The sequence below is a fragment of the Sandarakinorhabdus sp. genome (genome assembly GCF_031430775.1).
Lineage (GTDB): Bacteria > Pseudomonadota > Alphaproteobacteria > Sphingomonadales > Sphingomonadaceae > Sandarakinorhabdus.
Genome location: NZ_JANPCD010000170.1, coordinates 15636 through 28815, shown reverse-complemented (window position 1 = coordinate 28815; position 13180 = coordinate 15636). Strand labels below are relative to the sequence as shown.

The 13180-nt window shown below is 63.6% G+C and carries 14 protein-coding genes; 4 read left to right on the top strand and 10 right to left on the bottom strand.

Features of this window, described 5'->3' with window-relative positions; genetic code table 11:
• Positions 1-18: 18 nt before the first annotated feature.
• Together RMQ73_RS10910 and RMQ73_RS10905 are read right to left on the bottom strand one after the other, a co-directional pair.
• Entirely contained in the window at positions 19-1077 is a 1059-nt protein-coding gene (locus RMQ73_RS10910; RefSeq protein ID WP_310498260.1) for an LLM class flavin-dependent oxidoreductase, read from the bottom strand.
• On the bottom strand, positions 1074-2009 hold the full coding sequence (locus tag RMQ73_RS10905) for an aldo/keto reductase (protein ID WP_310498259.1): 936 nt from the start codon (positions 2007-2009) through the stop codon (positions 1074-1076). Before RMQ73_RS10905 ends, RMQ73_RS10910 begins: the two co-directional genes overlap by 4 nt.
• A 29-nt stretch (positions 2010-2038) precedes the next feature.
• On the opposite strand from RMQ73_RS10905, the gene RMQ73_RS10900 reads away from it, so the two are divergent.
• Both RMQ73_RS10900 and RMQ73_RS10895 read left to right on the top strand, forming a co-directional pair.
• On the top strand, positions 2039-3124 hold the full coding sequence (locus RMQ73_RS10900) for a Gfo/Idh/MocA family oxidoreductase (RefSeq protein WP_310498257.1): 1086 nt from the start codon (positions 2039-2041) through the stop codon (positions 3122-3124).
• 151 nt (positions 3125-3275) lie between these two features.
• On the top strand, positions 3276-5627 hold the full coding sequence (locus RMQ73_RS10895) for a TonB-dependent receptor (protein WP_310498256.1): 2352 nt from the start codon (positions 3276-3278) through the stop codon (positions 5625-5627).
• A 172-nt stretch (positions 5628-5799) separates the two neighbouring features.
• Here the strand turns inward: RMQ73_RS10895 and RMQ73_RS10890 are convergent, their stop codons facing one another.
• Positions 5800-6189 carry a metallopeptidase family protein gene (locus RMQ73_RS10890; RefSeq protein WP_310498255.1) on the bottom strand — a complete coding sequence of 130 codons (390 nt, stop codon included), beginning with the start codon at positions 6187-6189 and terminating at the stop codon, positions 5800-5802.
• Between the two features lie 27 nt (positions 6190-6216).
• On the opposite strand from RMQ73_RS10890, the gene RMQ73_RS10885 reads away from it, so the two are divergent.
• Positions 6217-6498, top strand: coding sequence for a 4a-hydroxytetrahydrobiopterin dehydratase (locus RMQ73_RS10885; protein ID WP_310498254.1), 282 nt, complete (start codon positions 6217-6219; stop codon positions 6496-6498).
• 36 nt (positions 6499-6534) lie between these two features.
• On the opposite strand, the gene RMQ73_RS10880 is transcribed toward RMQ73_RS10885, so the two are convergent.
• The 7 genes from RMQ73_RS10880 to mutM all read right to left on the bottom strand — a co-directional run bounded on the left by RMQ73_RS10880 (position 6535) and on the right by mutM (position 12342).
• Complete coding sequence (locus RMQ73_RS10880; protein ID WP_310498253.1) at positions 6535-6711, bottom strand: DUF1508 domain-containing protein; 177 nt, start codon at positions 6709-6711, stop codon at positions 6535-6537.
• Between the two features lie 67 nt (positions 6712-6778).
• A complete protein-coding gene (locus RMQ73_RS10875; protein ID WP_310498252.1) occupies positions 6779-7558 on the bottom strand; it encodes an SDR family NAD(P)-dependent oxidoreductase in 780 nt (259 codons plus the stop codon).
• 101 nt (positions 7559-7659) lie between these two features.
• Entirely contained in the window at positions 7660-8550 is an 891-nt protein-coding gene (locus RMQ73_RS10870) for a DMT family transporter (RefSeq protein ID WP_310498251.1), read from the bottom strand.
• Between the two features lie 40 nt (positions 8551-8590).
• On the bottom strand, positions 8591-8788 hold the full coding sequence (locus tag RMQ73_RS10865; RefSeq protein WP_310498250.1) for a hypothetical protein: 198 nt from the start codon (positions 8786-8788) through the stop codon (positions 8591-8593).
• An 8-nt stretch (positions 8789-8796) separates the two neighbouring features.
• Complete coding sequence (gene dnaA, locus RMQ73_RS10860) at positions 8797-10158, bottom strand: chromosomal replication initiator protein DnaA (RefSeq protein WP_310498249.1); 1362 nt, start codon at positions 10156-10158, stop codon at positions 8797-8799.
• 922 nt (positions 10159-11080) lie between these two features.
• On the bottom strand, positions 11081-11350 hold the full coding sequence (rpsT, locus tag RMQ73_RS10855; RefSeq protein ID WP_310498248.1) for a 30S ribosomal protein S20: 270 nt from the start codon (positions 11348-11350) through the stop codon (positions 11081-11083).
• Between the two features lie 167 nt (positions 11351-11517).
• Positions 11518-12342, bottom strand: a complete 825-nt coding sequence (mutM, locus tag RMQ73_RS10850) for a bifunctional DNA-formamidopyrimidine glycosylase/DNA-(apurinic or apyrimidinic site) lyase (RefSeq protein ID WP_310498316.1) — start codon at positions 12340-12342, stop codon at positions 11518-11520.
• Between the two features lie 85 nt (positions 12343-12427).
• Here mutM and RMQ73_RS10845 point away from each other — a divergent pair, with 85 nt between their 5' ends.
• Positions 12428-13180 (top strand): class I SAM-dependent methyltransferase, encoded by a 753-nt coding sequence (locus tag RMQ73_RS10845; RefSeq protein ID WP_310498247.1) that lies wholly within the window; start codon positions 12428-12430, stop codon positions 13178-13180.

Genomic DNA, 13180 nt, shown 5'->3' with positions numbered 1-13180 from the left:
GCCTGCCCGGCGTCGCCGTTACATAACCAAAGGCCCGTGGTTGAGCCGTGGCAGCACATGCCGGCTGAACAAATCGGCCTCTGCGGCGTGCGGATAACCCGACAGGATGAAGGCCTCCATACCCGCTTCGGCATAGGCGTTCAGCTTGGCGACGATCTGGTCCGGGTCGCCCACTAGCGCCGCGCCGCAGCCTGAGCGGGCGCGGCCGATGCCGGTCCACAGATTGTCCTCGACATAGCCGTCGCTCGCCGCATCGCGCAGTTCGGCCTGGCGCTTGACGCCGACGCTTGTGGCATCGAGGGATTTGGCGCGGATGGCATCACCGGTGGCGGCATCGAGTTTCGACAACAGCCGGTTCGCCGCCGTGCGGGCTTCGGCCTCCGTCTCGCGCACCACGACATGGACGCGGTAGCCGAATTTCAGCGTGCGGCCATATTTCGCCGCGCGCGCCGTCATGTCGGCGACAACATCCTTCACCTTGTCCATCGTGTCCGGCCACATCAGATAGACATCGGCGGCGCGGGCCGAGGCTTCGCGCGCGTCCTCCGACAGTCCGCCGAAATACAGCGGCGGGCATTTGCCGCTGACGGTCTTGACGCCGGGCGGATCGAGCTTGAGCTTGTAGAATTCGCCCTGATGATCGAGCGGCTGGCCGTTCAGGATTGTCTTGAGGATTTCCATCACTTCGACGGTGCGGTCGTAACGCGGCTTTGACGGCAGGGTTTCGCCGGGCATGTCCGACGAGATGATGTTCACCGTCAAACGTCCGCCCGCAATCTGGTCCAGCGTGGCAATCGCCCGCGCCAACTGCGGCGGCCAGGTTTCGCCGACACGGATCGCCATCAGCAGGCGAATGCGCTTGGTCAGCGCCGCAATCGCGCCGGCAAACATCTGCGTGTCGATACCCAGCGCATAGCCTGACGGCAGCAGGATATTGTCGAAGCCGCCCTTTTCCGCCGCCAGCACGATGTTGCGGCAATGCTCCCAGCTGGATTTCAGCGCCTGGTCGGGAACACCCAGGAATTCGTAATCATCGTCACACAGGGCGGAAAACCAGCTGACTTCGACAGGCTTCATGGCAGATTCTCCCCAAGCGAGGCGACAAGGATGGCATACCATTGCGCGCGGGTGAACGTCACCTTGAACGCGTCAGCGGCCTCGGCGATGCGGGCCGGGTTCTGGCTGCCGATGATCGGGATGATGCCGGCGGGATGCGCCATCGCCCAGGCATAGGCGGCGGCTGCGATGCCAACGCCAAAGCTGGCGCCATGCGCAGCCAGCGCCGCCTTGACGCGAAGTGTGCGCGGATCTTCCACCTGCCGGCGGCCGGGACGCGGATCACCATCGCCCAGCCGGCCCTGCCCCAGCGGTGACCATGCCATCACGGACAGGCCATGCTTCATCGCCCAATCGAACGTGCCGTCGAACAGCGGCGCGGTGGCCAGCGGCGAAAATTCCGGCTGGGTGGAAACCAGAGGTGATTTCAAATGCTTTTTCAGCGCGCTCGACTGGGCAACGGTGTGATTGGACACGCCGATGGCGCCGATCTTGCCTTCGGCCACCAGCGTATCGAGCATGGCGGCAGTCTGCGCTGGATGCGCCAGCATGTCGGGGCGGTGAATCTGCCACAGCGCGATATGATCGACACCGAGCCGGGTGAGCGATGCCTCGACCGCTTCGCGCAGATAGGCGGGCGAGCTATCATAGGGCACGCCCATGCGGATGCCGCCCTTGGACGCCAGAACGATACGGTCTTTGAGATGCGGCGCAGCAGCAAACACGCGGCCAAGCAGCGCCTCCGACGCTCCGAACGCCTCGTCATTGTCGGGACCATAGATGTCGGCGGTGTCGAAAAAGGTGATGCCCGCAGCCAGCGCCGCTTCGCACTTGGCCTGAGCGGCCTTCACATCGTCGCCGGCAAAGCGCCACATGCCCCAGGCCAGCGGGCTGACCATGATTTCGGACTTGCCCAGCGGGCGCGGATTGGGGCTTAGGGTGATTTCGTTCATGACCATGCCATAGACCGGGGACAGCCCACATGAAAAGCACAGACACTATCCGCTGGGGCATTGTCGGCACAGGGATGATGGCGCTGGAGCATGTCGCCAACATCAAGCTGACGGAAAACGCCGTCATCACCGCGATTGCAGATCCGGTGCCGGCCTGCCTCGACCGCGCCGCAGCGGCCATCGGCGGCGAAGTGGCACGTTTTGAAGATGCGGCGGGCCTTGCCGCCTCTGGCCTGTGCGATGCAGTCGTGATTGCTTCACCGAACTTCACGCACCGCGCGGTGCTGACGCCGCTGATGGACGCGGGCCTGCACATATTGTGCGAAAAGCCGCTGTGCACGACGATGGATGACGCACGCGCCGTGGCCGATGCCGCCCGCAGCTATGGACCGATATTCTGGACGGCGATGGAATATCGCTTCATGCCGCCGGTCAGCGAGTTTGTGCAGCTTGTCCACGCCGGCAAGGTCGGTGACCTCAAGACGCTGTCGATCCGCGAACACCGCTTTCCCTTTTTGGTCAAGGTTGGCGACTGGAACCGCTTTGTCGCCAATACCGGCGGCACCATGGTGGAGAAATGCTGCCATTTCTTTGACTTGATGCGCCTTGTGATCGGGTCGGAGCCGGTTCGCGTGCATTGCTCGGGCGCCATGGACGTGAACCACAAGGACGAGCGCTATGATGGCCGGACGCCGGACATCATCGACAACAGCTACACCACCGTCGATTTTGCAAATGGCGCGCGGGCGATGCTCGACCTCAACATGTTCGCCGATGGCGCGCAGCAGCAGGAGGAGATCATCGCGGTGGGGGACAAGGCACGGCTGGATGTGCTGATCCCGGCCGGCGACCTCATCCATAGCCCACGCGTCGGCTTCATGAACCCCAAGCAGGCTGTGCGCTGGCATGTCGAAACGCCAGCCGAAGCGCTGGCGGCTGGCCAGCATCACGGCTCGACCTTCTTCCAGCACCAGCATTTCGCCAAGGCCGTGCGCGGCGCCGGCCCGGTGATGGTCAGCGCCGATGACGGCCTGCGCGCAGTCGCCATGGGCATGGCCGCCGAGATTTCAGCACGCGAACACCGGGTTGTGACGATGGCGGAACTGGGTCTGTAACGCGACTGAAACTGTGACACGATAGCAACACAGGCGCGGCTTCTCTGTCCGGCCAATTGACGCGAAACGCCAAATCCCGGCATGGCAATGCGGGAAATGCCGGGGTCAGCCGGCGGGCGGCTGCAATGCAGCGCCAAATCGGGGAGAGACCATGAAGATCGCATCATTGCTGGGCAGCGCTGCCCTTGTGCTTTTTGCCATCACGCCGGCCATGGCGCAGAATGCGCCTGCCGAAGTGGCCGCCGATGAAGGGGAGCCGGCGGAAATCGTCGTCACTGCGCAAAAGCGCTCGGAAAAGCTTCAGGACATCCCGCTGGCCGTGTCGGTCGTCGGCGGTGACCAATTGGCTCGGCAGGGTGCTCTGAACATCGAAGGCGCGCAGTATCTCGTCCCGACCCTGAACTTCCGCAAGTCGGGCACCACGATCAACCAGTCGCTGTATCTGCGCGGCGTTGGCACCGCGACGTTCTCGATTGCCGGCGAACCGTCGGTTTCGACCGTTCTCGACGGCGTGGTGCTCAGCCGCGCCGGTGAAGCGTTCAGTGACCTGGTGGATATCGAGCGGATCGAAGTGCTGCGCGGCCCGCAGGGCACGCTGTTCGGCAAGAACGCCTCTGCCGGTGTGGTCAGCATCGTCTCCAAGCGCCCGACCGATGAACTGGGCGGCTATCTGGAAGGCGCGTTCTTTGGCGGCAATGGCGAGGAATATCGCATGCGCGGCGCGCTGAATGTGCCGCTCAGCGACACCGTGCGCACCCGCATCACGGGCTTTTACGGCACCTGGAACGGCAACATCTTCAATGATGCGCCGAACGTGAACCGCCGCGTCAACGGCTATCGCCGCTGGGGCGTGCGCGCCGTGACCGAGGCAGACATCAGCGACACCGTGAAGGCCACGGTTATCCTCGATTGGCGCCAGGCCAAGGACAATTGCTGCGCCGAAGTGATCGGCACGCAACCGACCGGCGTTGGCGCGCTGGCGCTGGCCGGCATCAACTTCAAGGGTGACGGCACCCGCACCATCCGCCAGAATCTGGTGACCCGCACCGAGGAAGACAGCTGGGGCGGGTCATTGCAGCTCGACGTCGAACTGGGCACGCACAGCGTCACTTCGATCACGGCCTATCGCAGCTACAAGAACCGCGAAATCCGCGATGGCGACTGGATCGGCCAGGCCGTGGCCGGCGTGCCGCAGCTGCATGATGATGGTCCGCAGACCGGCACCACCTTCACGCAGGAACTGCGCATCGCATCGCCGACCGATCAGTTCTTCACCTATGTCGCAGGCGTTTTCTACAGCCATGCGCCGTCTCAGCGCACGTTCACCCGCAACGTCATTACCTGCAATCCGGCGCCGGCCGTGGTGGCGCTTGTGCCCTGCGGCAGCGCCGGCGCCCCGGCCACCAGCCAGTTCAGCGGCTCGGCCACGTTCGGCTCGACGTTCGACAACATCGCGTTGTTCGGACAGGGCGTGCTGAATTTCTCCGACCGCCTGCGCGGCATCGTCGGCCTGCGTTACACCGTCGATAACCTGACAGGCTTTCACAGCCGTGTCGCCTCGCCGAACGTCGGCGGCATCCCCGGCGTCAATCGCAACTTCGACCAGGGCGTGTTCCTGACCTCGACACCGGCGAACATCAACGGCGACCCGCTGGCCACCAACGGCGTGCCTTATCGCGCCGCCACCGATGCCACCAACCTGTCGGGCAAGGCCGGCCTGCAGTTCGATTTCAGCGATGACATCATGGCCTATGGCAGCTGGACCCGGGGCTACAAGGGCCCGGCCTACAACATTTTCTTCAACCTCAATGCCAATGGCACCAACGTCATCGAACCCGAACTTTCGGATTCGTTCGAAATCGGCCTGAAGAACACGTTCCTCGATGGCAAGCTGACGCTGAACCTTGCGGGCTTCTACGCCAAGTATCGCAACTTCCAGGCCAACAACCCCGATCTGGTCGCCGGTGTCATCATCACCCGCTTCACCAACGCCGGCGATGTTTCGACCCGCGGCGTAGAAGCGGACTTCGCCTTCACGCCGTTCCGTGATTTCAACATCACCGGCGGCGTTGCCTGGACCAAGGCGCGCGTCGATGCGTTCCGTGCACCCCCGGGTGCCGCGATCGTGCCGGCCGGCACACCGCTGGCATTTGCACCAGAGTGGAAGGGTGCCATCGGCGCCGATTATCGCTGGCGCACTGGCGGCGTGGTCGATGTGACCTTCGGCTTGCAGGCCTCCACCCAGTCGAGCCAGTTGTCGCTGTTCGATGCCAGTGCCGCTGTCCGCGCTGCCGGCACCATCGGCGCCTATTCGCTGTTCGATCTCCAGCTTGGGCTGGTGGAGCAGGAAGACAAGTTCCGCGTGCAGTTCGTGGTGCGCAACCTGTTCGACAAGAGCTTCGCAGCCCAGATCACCAACGGCGGCCCTGGTGGTTCGCTGCGCTATATCATTCCGCGCGAAGCGGATCGGTATTTCGGCGTGACGGCACGGGTGAACTTCTAGTCGCAGCCGGGCGCGCAGATAACGCACTGTGTTATCTGCCGACTCTGGCAAGACCGGACGGCGAGCGAAAAAGGGGCGGCCATCAGGCCGCCCCTTTTTTGACTCGTCCGACCGCGGGCCTGCGCCGCCGCCGCCGGCCGATCTTTCGCCTGCCGGCGCCCAGCGCTGCGCGCTAGCCACTCGCGGCGATACGATCCATCGCCTCATCACTCAGCCCGAAATGATGCCCCACCTCATGCACCAGAACATGGGTGACCAGCGCCTCAAGGCTGTCCTCGCCTTCACACCAGGCGGCCAGCAGGGGCTGGCGGTACAGAAAGATCATGTCGGGCAGCGCGCCGGTCGGCACATCGCCCTTCATGCCGACATGCCGGCCCCAATAAAGCCCGAGAATGTCCCACTCGCTCTCCAGCCCCATCTCGGCAATGACCGTCTCATCCGGGAAATCCTCGACTTTGAGGACGACATGGGCGAGATGCTGGCGGAACAGGTCCGGCAGATTGGCCATGGCCGTCCGGGCCAGGGTCTCGATATGGTGCAGGCTGGGCGCATGGGTTTTCATTGCCGCATAGTAGCGAAGGGACACGATATGGTCGAGAAACTCAAAGCCGATGCCCGGGCTGCGCTGGGCGCGCAATTGCCGCTCTGGCATGTCGATGGCGAGCATCTCAAGCGCAGTTTTCGTTTCGAGACATTTGTCGAAGCCTTTGGCTTCATGACCCGGGTGGCGCTGCTGGCAGAGGCCGCAGACCATCATCCGGAATGGTCAAATGTCTATAACAAGGTGGAGATCGCGCTCACCACCCATGACGCGGGCGGGCTTTCGGCGCGGGACGTCAAGCTGGCGACTGCCATTGACGCGCTGATTTGAATAACCGGGGCGGCACTGGGCCGCCCCGGTTTCATGTCATTCGGCTTCTTCGGTCGGTGCGTCAGGACCGTTCTTCTTGATGGATTCGATGGCACTGATGGCTGACGACTTGGAAGCATAGCCCTGGGTCGAGAACATCACTTCGCTGTTGTACATGAAGCGCACGCGATATTCGCCAGCCTTGTCCTTGTAGACTTCAAACTTGTGACCCATTGCGTCCTCCCTTTGGTTGCAGTTGCCATCCTATTGCGCCCAAAGCGCGAGTCAATCGGCGCAAAACTCAGCGCGGCGCCATCCGGATGGCGCCCTCGAGCCGCACGTCCTCGCCGTTGAAAAAGCCATTGGGGCACATTTCCACTGCCAGCGAGGCATATTCCTCCGGCGCGCCCAGGCGCTTGGGGTTGGGCACCGACGCGGCAAGCGCATCCTTGACGTTCTGCGGTGCACCCTGAAGCAACGGCGTGTTAAAGATGCCGGGCAGGATGGTGTTCACCCGGATCGATTCAGAAGCCAGATCGCGCGCGATCGGCAGGGTCATGCCGACAACGCCGCCCTTGGACGCGGAATAGGACGCCTGGCCGATCTGGCCATCCTCGGCTGCCACGCTGGCGGTGTTGACGATCACGCCGCGCTCCCCGTCTTCCATCGGCGGCAGGGCCATCATGCCGGCGGCCGATTTGGCGATGCAGCGGAACGTGCCGACCAGGTTGATCTGGATGATCATGTTGAAGGCATCGAGCGGGAAATGCTTGATGCTGCCATCCTCCTTGGAGCGGCTGGCGGTCTTGATGGCATTGCCGGTGCCGGCGCAGTTGATCAGGATGCGTTCCTGGCCGATGGCCGCGCGGGCCTTGGCAAAGCCGGCATCAACGGAGTCCTCGGACGTGACATTGACGTGGCAGAACACGCCGCCAAGCTCGGCTGCAACGGCTTCGCCCTTTTCGGCGTTCATGTCGAAGATCGCCACTTTAACGCCATGCGCTGCAAGCGCACGCGCCGTCGCCGCACCAAGGCCCGAAGCACCGCCGGTCACCACGGCCGACACACCATCCAGTTTCATCTCGCGTCTCCCCAAAAGATTGCATCGCGGTTATGCGAAGGCGCGGGCCGGCGCGCAACCGGCCATTTCCGCCAGCCCCCTGCCCCCGCCCCCTGCATTTGTCAGTTGGGGCTTTCGGGCAGGCTGGCAGCGCGCGCATCGCGGGCGACCTTGGCCTCGCGCAGGGCAAGATAGATGGTGCTGGCCAGGATGATGGCGCCGCCCGTCAGCGTCAGCGCGTCATAGCGCTCCCCGAACAACGCGACGCCCGCCAGTGTGACCAGGCCAAATCGCACAAAATCATAAGGCAGGATCGCCGACGCCTCGGACAGCGAAAAGGCGCGGCTTAGGCTGAGCTGACCTATGGCGGCCATGGCGCCGATTCCGGCCAGCAGCGGCCAGGTGTCCCGTGCCGGCCAGGACCAGACAAACATCGCTACGATCAGGCTGGGTATGACCGTGAGGATGAAGGTCCAGGCCGCTACGGCGCGGCTGTCGTCGCTGGCGACAAGCTGGCGGATCGCAATCACCGAAAAGGCCGTGGAGACAGCCGAGATGACCGCAGCAACCACACCCGGCGTCATCGGCAGCTGGCCAGGGCGCACGACGATCAGCATGCCCAGGAAGCCAAACGCCAGCGCCAGCACACGCCGGAAGCGGATGCGTTCGCCCAGGAACAGCACGGCACCCACGGTTGCGAACAGCGGCGCCGTGTAATTGATCGATAGCGCCGTCGCCAGGGGCGCATTGGCTACGGCATAGAATGTGCCCATGGTGGCGATGAAGCCCGACGTCGCGCGCCGCAGGTGCAGGCGCCAGTTTTCCAGCCGGATCAAGCCGGGATTGCGCGCCAGCAGCGGCAACAGGCAGACAAGCCCGATGAAATTGCGAAAGAACACGATCTCGAAGGCATGCAGGCTGGCCGAGGCATAGCGGATCATCACCCACATCGACGCAAAGGCAGCGCAGGACACCACCATCCAGAATGCGCCGCGCTGAAGGAAACCGTTCACCGGGCCGGGTTAGCGGCCCGGGATGAATGTGGGAAGGGTTTCAGCCCTGCTCAATGTCAAGAAAGGACACGACGTCATTTTCCGTCGCGAGCCACAGCCCGGCCTGTATGTCCTCGGGCTGCTGGCGGGCAACGTCCAGCGCGGCATCGAGCGGACCGTAGAACAGCGTCTGCGCGACGGGATCAGTGTCATCGAGGTGATAGAGGCGCACGCCGGCGCCAGCATAAACTGTGCGCATCCGTGCGCTCAGGCGTCGAGCAGCCGCGTCAGCAGCACCACATCGGCGTCGATCTCGCGGTCGGTGGCGCGCAGTTCTTCGATGCGCTTGACCGCGTGCATAACCGTGGTGTGGTCACGGCCACCGAACCGCCGACCGATTTCGGGGAGCGAGCGCGGCGTGAGCTTTTTCGCCAGGTACATGGCAAGCTGGCGCGGCCGCGCAACTTCGCGGGCACGGCGGGCCGACAAGAAATCCTGCATCTTCAGACCATAGTGTTCGGCGACCTTGCGCTGGATTTCGTCGATGGTCAGCTTTTTCTCATGGGCGCGCAGCAGATCGGCCAGCGTCTCGCGAGTGAATTCCAGGGTGACGGCCTGGCCGACAAGCGCCGCATAGGCGACGACACGGTTCAGCGCGCCTTCGAGTTCGCGGACATTGGCCGTGATCTTGCGTGCCAGAAACTCGATGACTTCATCGGGCACGACCACGCGCTGGGCCATGCCGGCCAACTTGGCATGCAGGATATTGAGCCGCAATTCATAGTCGGCCGGGTTGATGTCGGCGACCAGGCCCCAGGCCATGCGCGACAGGATGCGGTCCTGAATGCCTTCGAGGTTCTGCGGGCTGCGATCGGCGGTGATGACCAGACGTTTTCCGGCGCCGATGATTTCGTTCATCGTGTGGAAGAATTCTTCCTGCGTCGATTCCTTGCCGGCGATGAACTGCACATCGTCGATCATGAGCAGGTCCACCGAACGCAGCCGCTGCTTGAAGCTGATCGTGTCCTTGGCGCGCATGGCGGCCAAAAACTCGACCATAAATTTTTCCGCCGACATATAGGCGACGCGGGCATCGGGCTGCCGGGCCATCACGGCATTGCCGATGGCGTGCATCAGGTGGGTCTTGCCCAGCCCCGTCGGGCCATGGAGGAACAGCGGGTTGAACCCGACAGGCCCAGCCTCGGCCACTGTCATGGCGGCATTATAGGCCAGTTCGTTGGACTTGCCGACAATGAAGCTGTCAAAGCTGTAGCGCGCCTCGACGGGCAACGGCCCGCTGGTTTCGAGCGCCGGCTGCACGGCGTGCTGCGATGTCGGCGCCGACGGAACAGCTTGCACGACCAGGGCGATACGCCGGCTGCCGGGGCGCTGGGCCGCCCAATGCTGGCGCAACTTGTCGGTGTATTGGCCGCCGACCCAATCGGCGAGAAAGGCCGATGGCGCGGCAAGACGAACGGTTTCGCCTTCGCAGCCGATCAAGGCGAGCGGGGCAAGCCAGGTGTCAAAAAGCGAATCGCCGGTTTCGGCACGCAGGGCAGCGCGCACGCGCCCCCATGCAAGGCTGTCAGCGTCGGCGGCCAACCGGGGCTGAAGATCTGCGGCCACCATCGGACGCGCAGCCTGGCCAGGCTGGGGTCCAGACTGGGGACCACGCGAAGGGATGCGCAAGCCAGGTCCGGAAAGAGAGTCAACGGCCACAGAGGATGCAGACACGACAGATGATGCAACCAATGCCGACACGTGACCCCAACCTCCTGGCCGTTATGACCATTACCCCCAACCCACAGCGCGGATCAGCCACCGAAACCCAAGCAAAACAGACATGCAGCCGCACAGTCCGCACGCTGTCCGCAACCGGACCGGGCGCAACCCATGGAGGTGAAGATGTCCGGATTACCCTTGGGCGCACCAAAACAGGGCAACCAAGCGCAAGACACAGGGCACGCTACACCGCATGCAGAAAACGCGAGCTTCCTGCCTTGCCTCATAAAATTTCCGATTGATGTCGCCAGACGGAATGTCCGTCAGCGGCCTCGAACCGAGGCACAGATAAGCAAGCGGACGGTCGTCAAGCAAGCAACAGAATTTGTCAGCGCCGCAAATAAAGCGATTGACAGGCCAAGCCGGGGACCACCCTTGGAGAGACCTGCAAGGGTCTGATTTTACGTGACAAATTCATGACACGTTGATGACAGGCCCCCGGCGAGAGATTCGCAATCCATTGAATCTACTGCAATTATCCACAGAGCCGATTCGCGGCGTGCCTGTCATGAAAACAGAAGTGCCCGGGCTTGCGATTTCGCTTTTCATGGTAGCCGTCTGGCACCTGACACAATGTTCCGCCTTTGTCCTTCCGGCAACGGTTCAGGCCCGGCGAATCGGCAAATGGCTTCCGCGAATCACGGCAACGAATCGGCCAGACCGGGACAAGAAAGCCAAACGAAAATCGCCGCCCGCCCCGGATATGGGACAGACGGCGACAGGCATTGCGCAGGCAGGGGCGCGGCGCATTTGCGCCGTGCCGAAACACTCAGGCGGTGGCCAGGGCCTTCACGCGCTTGGACAGCCGGCTGATCTTGCGGGCAACGGTGTTCTTGTGGAGAACGCCCTTGGAGACACCGCGCATCATTTCCGGCTGGGCAGCCACCAGGGCAGCCGCAGCAGCAGCGGGATCGCCGCCGGCGAGCGTTGATTCGACCTTCTTCACAAAGGTACGGATGCGGCTGACGCGCGCCTTGTTGGTGAGGGCGCGGCGGGCATTGCGGCGAATGCGCTTTTCAGCCTGGGGCGTGTTGGCCATGGTCGTCCTTGATGGTGTAAAAACTATTGCATGAACCGGCGCGGCGGCAGTGCTGTCACCCGTGCAGGTGCCGGCGCTGATGCCGGCACAAGGCCGGTCTGGCGCCAGGAAACCCCTCGCACCAAGAGCGCAGCCGCATAAGTGAGTGCGCGGTCCGGGTCAAGCCCTTACCCTCGGCCACGCTGGCAGGACGGGCAGAAGAAGCTTGATCTGGCTGACTGGACGATGCGGGCCACAGGCGTGCCGCACGCGGTGCAAGGCGCGCCTTCACGGCCATACACATGAAAGCCGGTCTGGAAATAACCCAAAGTGCCATCGGGCGCCGCATGATCTCGCAGGGACGACCCGCCGGCAGCAATGGCCTCAGCCAGCACAGCGGGAATCACGGCGGCCAGTGCCTTCAACCGGGGGCGGGGGACATGGCTGCCGGGCGTTGCGGGATGAATGCCGGCACGAAACAGGGATTCGCACACATAGATATTGCCCAGCCCGGCCACCAGCCGCTGGTCGAGCAGCAGCGCCTTGGCTGGCGCCATGCGGCCCGAAAAGGCACGCTCCAGCAAGCCGAGGCCGAATTCGGGGCCAAGCGGTTCGGGACCGATGCCGGCAATCAGTGGATGCGCCGCCAGGTCGGCGCTGGACACAAGGTCGAGACTGCCAAACCGCCGGGCATCGTTGAAGGCAACCGTGCGGCCATTGCCAGTGGTGAAAACGACATGGTCGTGCTTGCCGATGGTATCCGGATCGACGCGCATCCGGCCCGACATTCCCAGGTGAATGATCAACGTGTCGCCGCGGTCGGTGTCCATCAGGCCGTATTTGGCACGGCGATGCAGGCGCATGATAACAGCGCCGGTCAGCCGCTGGCCCAGGTCTTGCGGGAAGGGCCGGCGCAGGTTGGGGCGATGCAGGATCACGCCGTCCAGCCGCTGCCCGAGCCAGACCGGCTCCAGCCCGCGCATGACGGTTTCGACTTCGGGCAGTTCCGGCATGGCGACTCCAACCGGCGATTGCGGCGTGACGCGCGACATAGGGCGCGTTTGCGCCGGCGCCAAGCCTCGGCTAGGGGCATCGGCCATGAGCAAGGACGCCGCCGTGACCCAGAAAACCGTCAGCTTCGGCTATGAAGACGTGGCGCCGGAGGAAAAGACCCGGCGCGTCGGCGATGTCTTTGCCTCGGTGGCGCGGCGCTATGACATCATGAACGACCTGATGTCGGCAGGCATGCACCGGGTCTGGAAGGACGACTTCGTCGCCCAATTGCGCCCGCGCGCCGGCGAGCACATCCTCGACATGGCCGGCGGCACCGGCGACATCGCATTTCGCATTGCCGGGTCCGGCGCCAGTGTCACTGTCGCCGACATCAACCCGCACATGCTCGAAGTCGGCATGGGCCGGGCGGCGGAGCGCGGCCTCACCAGCCTTGTCTGGCGCGAGGAAAATGCCGAAGTGCTGTCGTTTCCGGACCGGCATTTCGACGCCTATACGATCGCGTTCGGCATCCGCAACGTCACCGATATTCCCGCTGCCCTGGCCGAAGCGCACCGCGTGCTGAAATTTGGCGGGCGGTTTTTCTGCCTCGAATTTTCCACGACCGAATGGGCGGGCTTTTCCTCGTTGTATGACGTCTATTCCGAAAAGCTGGTGCCGCGCATTGGCCAGATGGTGGCCGGCGATGGCGAGTCCTACCGTTACCTGATCGAATCGATCCGGCGCTTTCCGCGCATGCCCGCATTTGCCGCGATGATCGAAGCTGCCGGTTTTACTCGCGTCAAATACCGTCCGATTCTGGGCGGCGCAGTGGCCGTGCATTCCGGCTGGAAGGTCTGA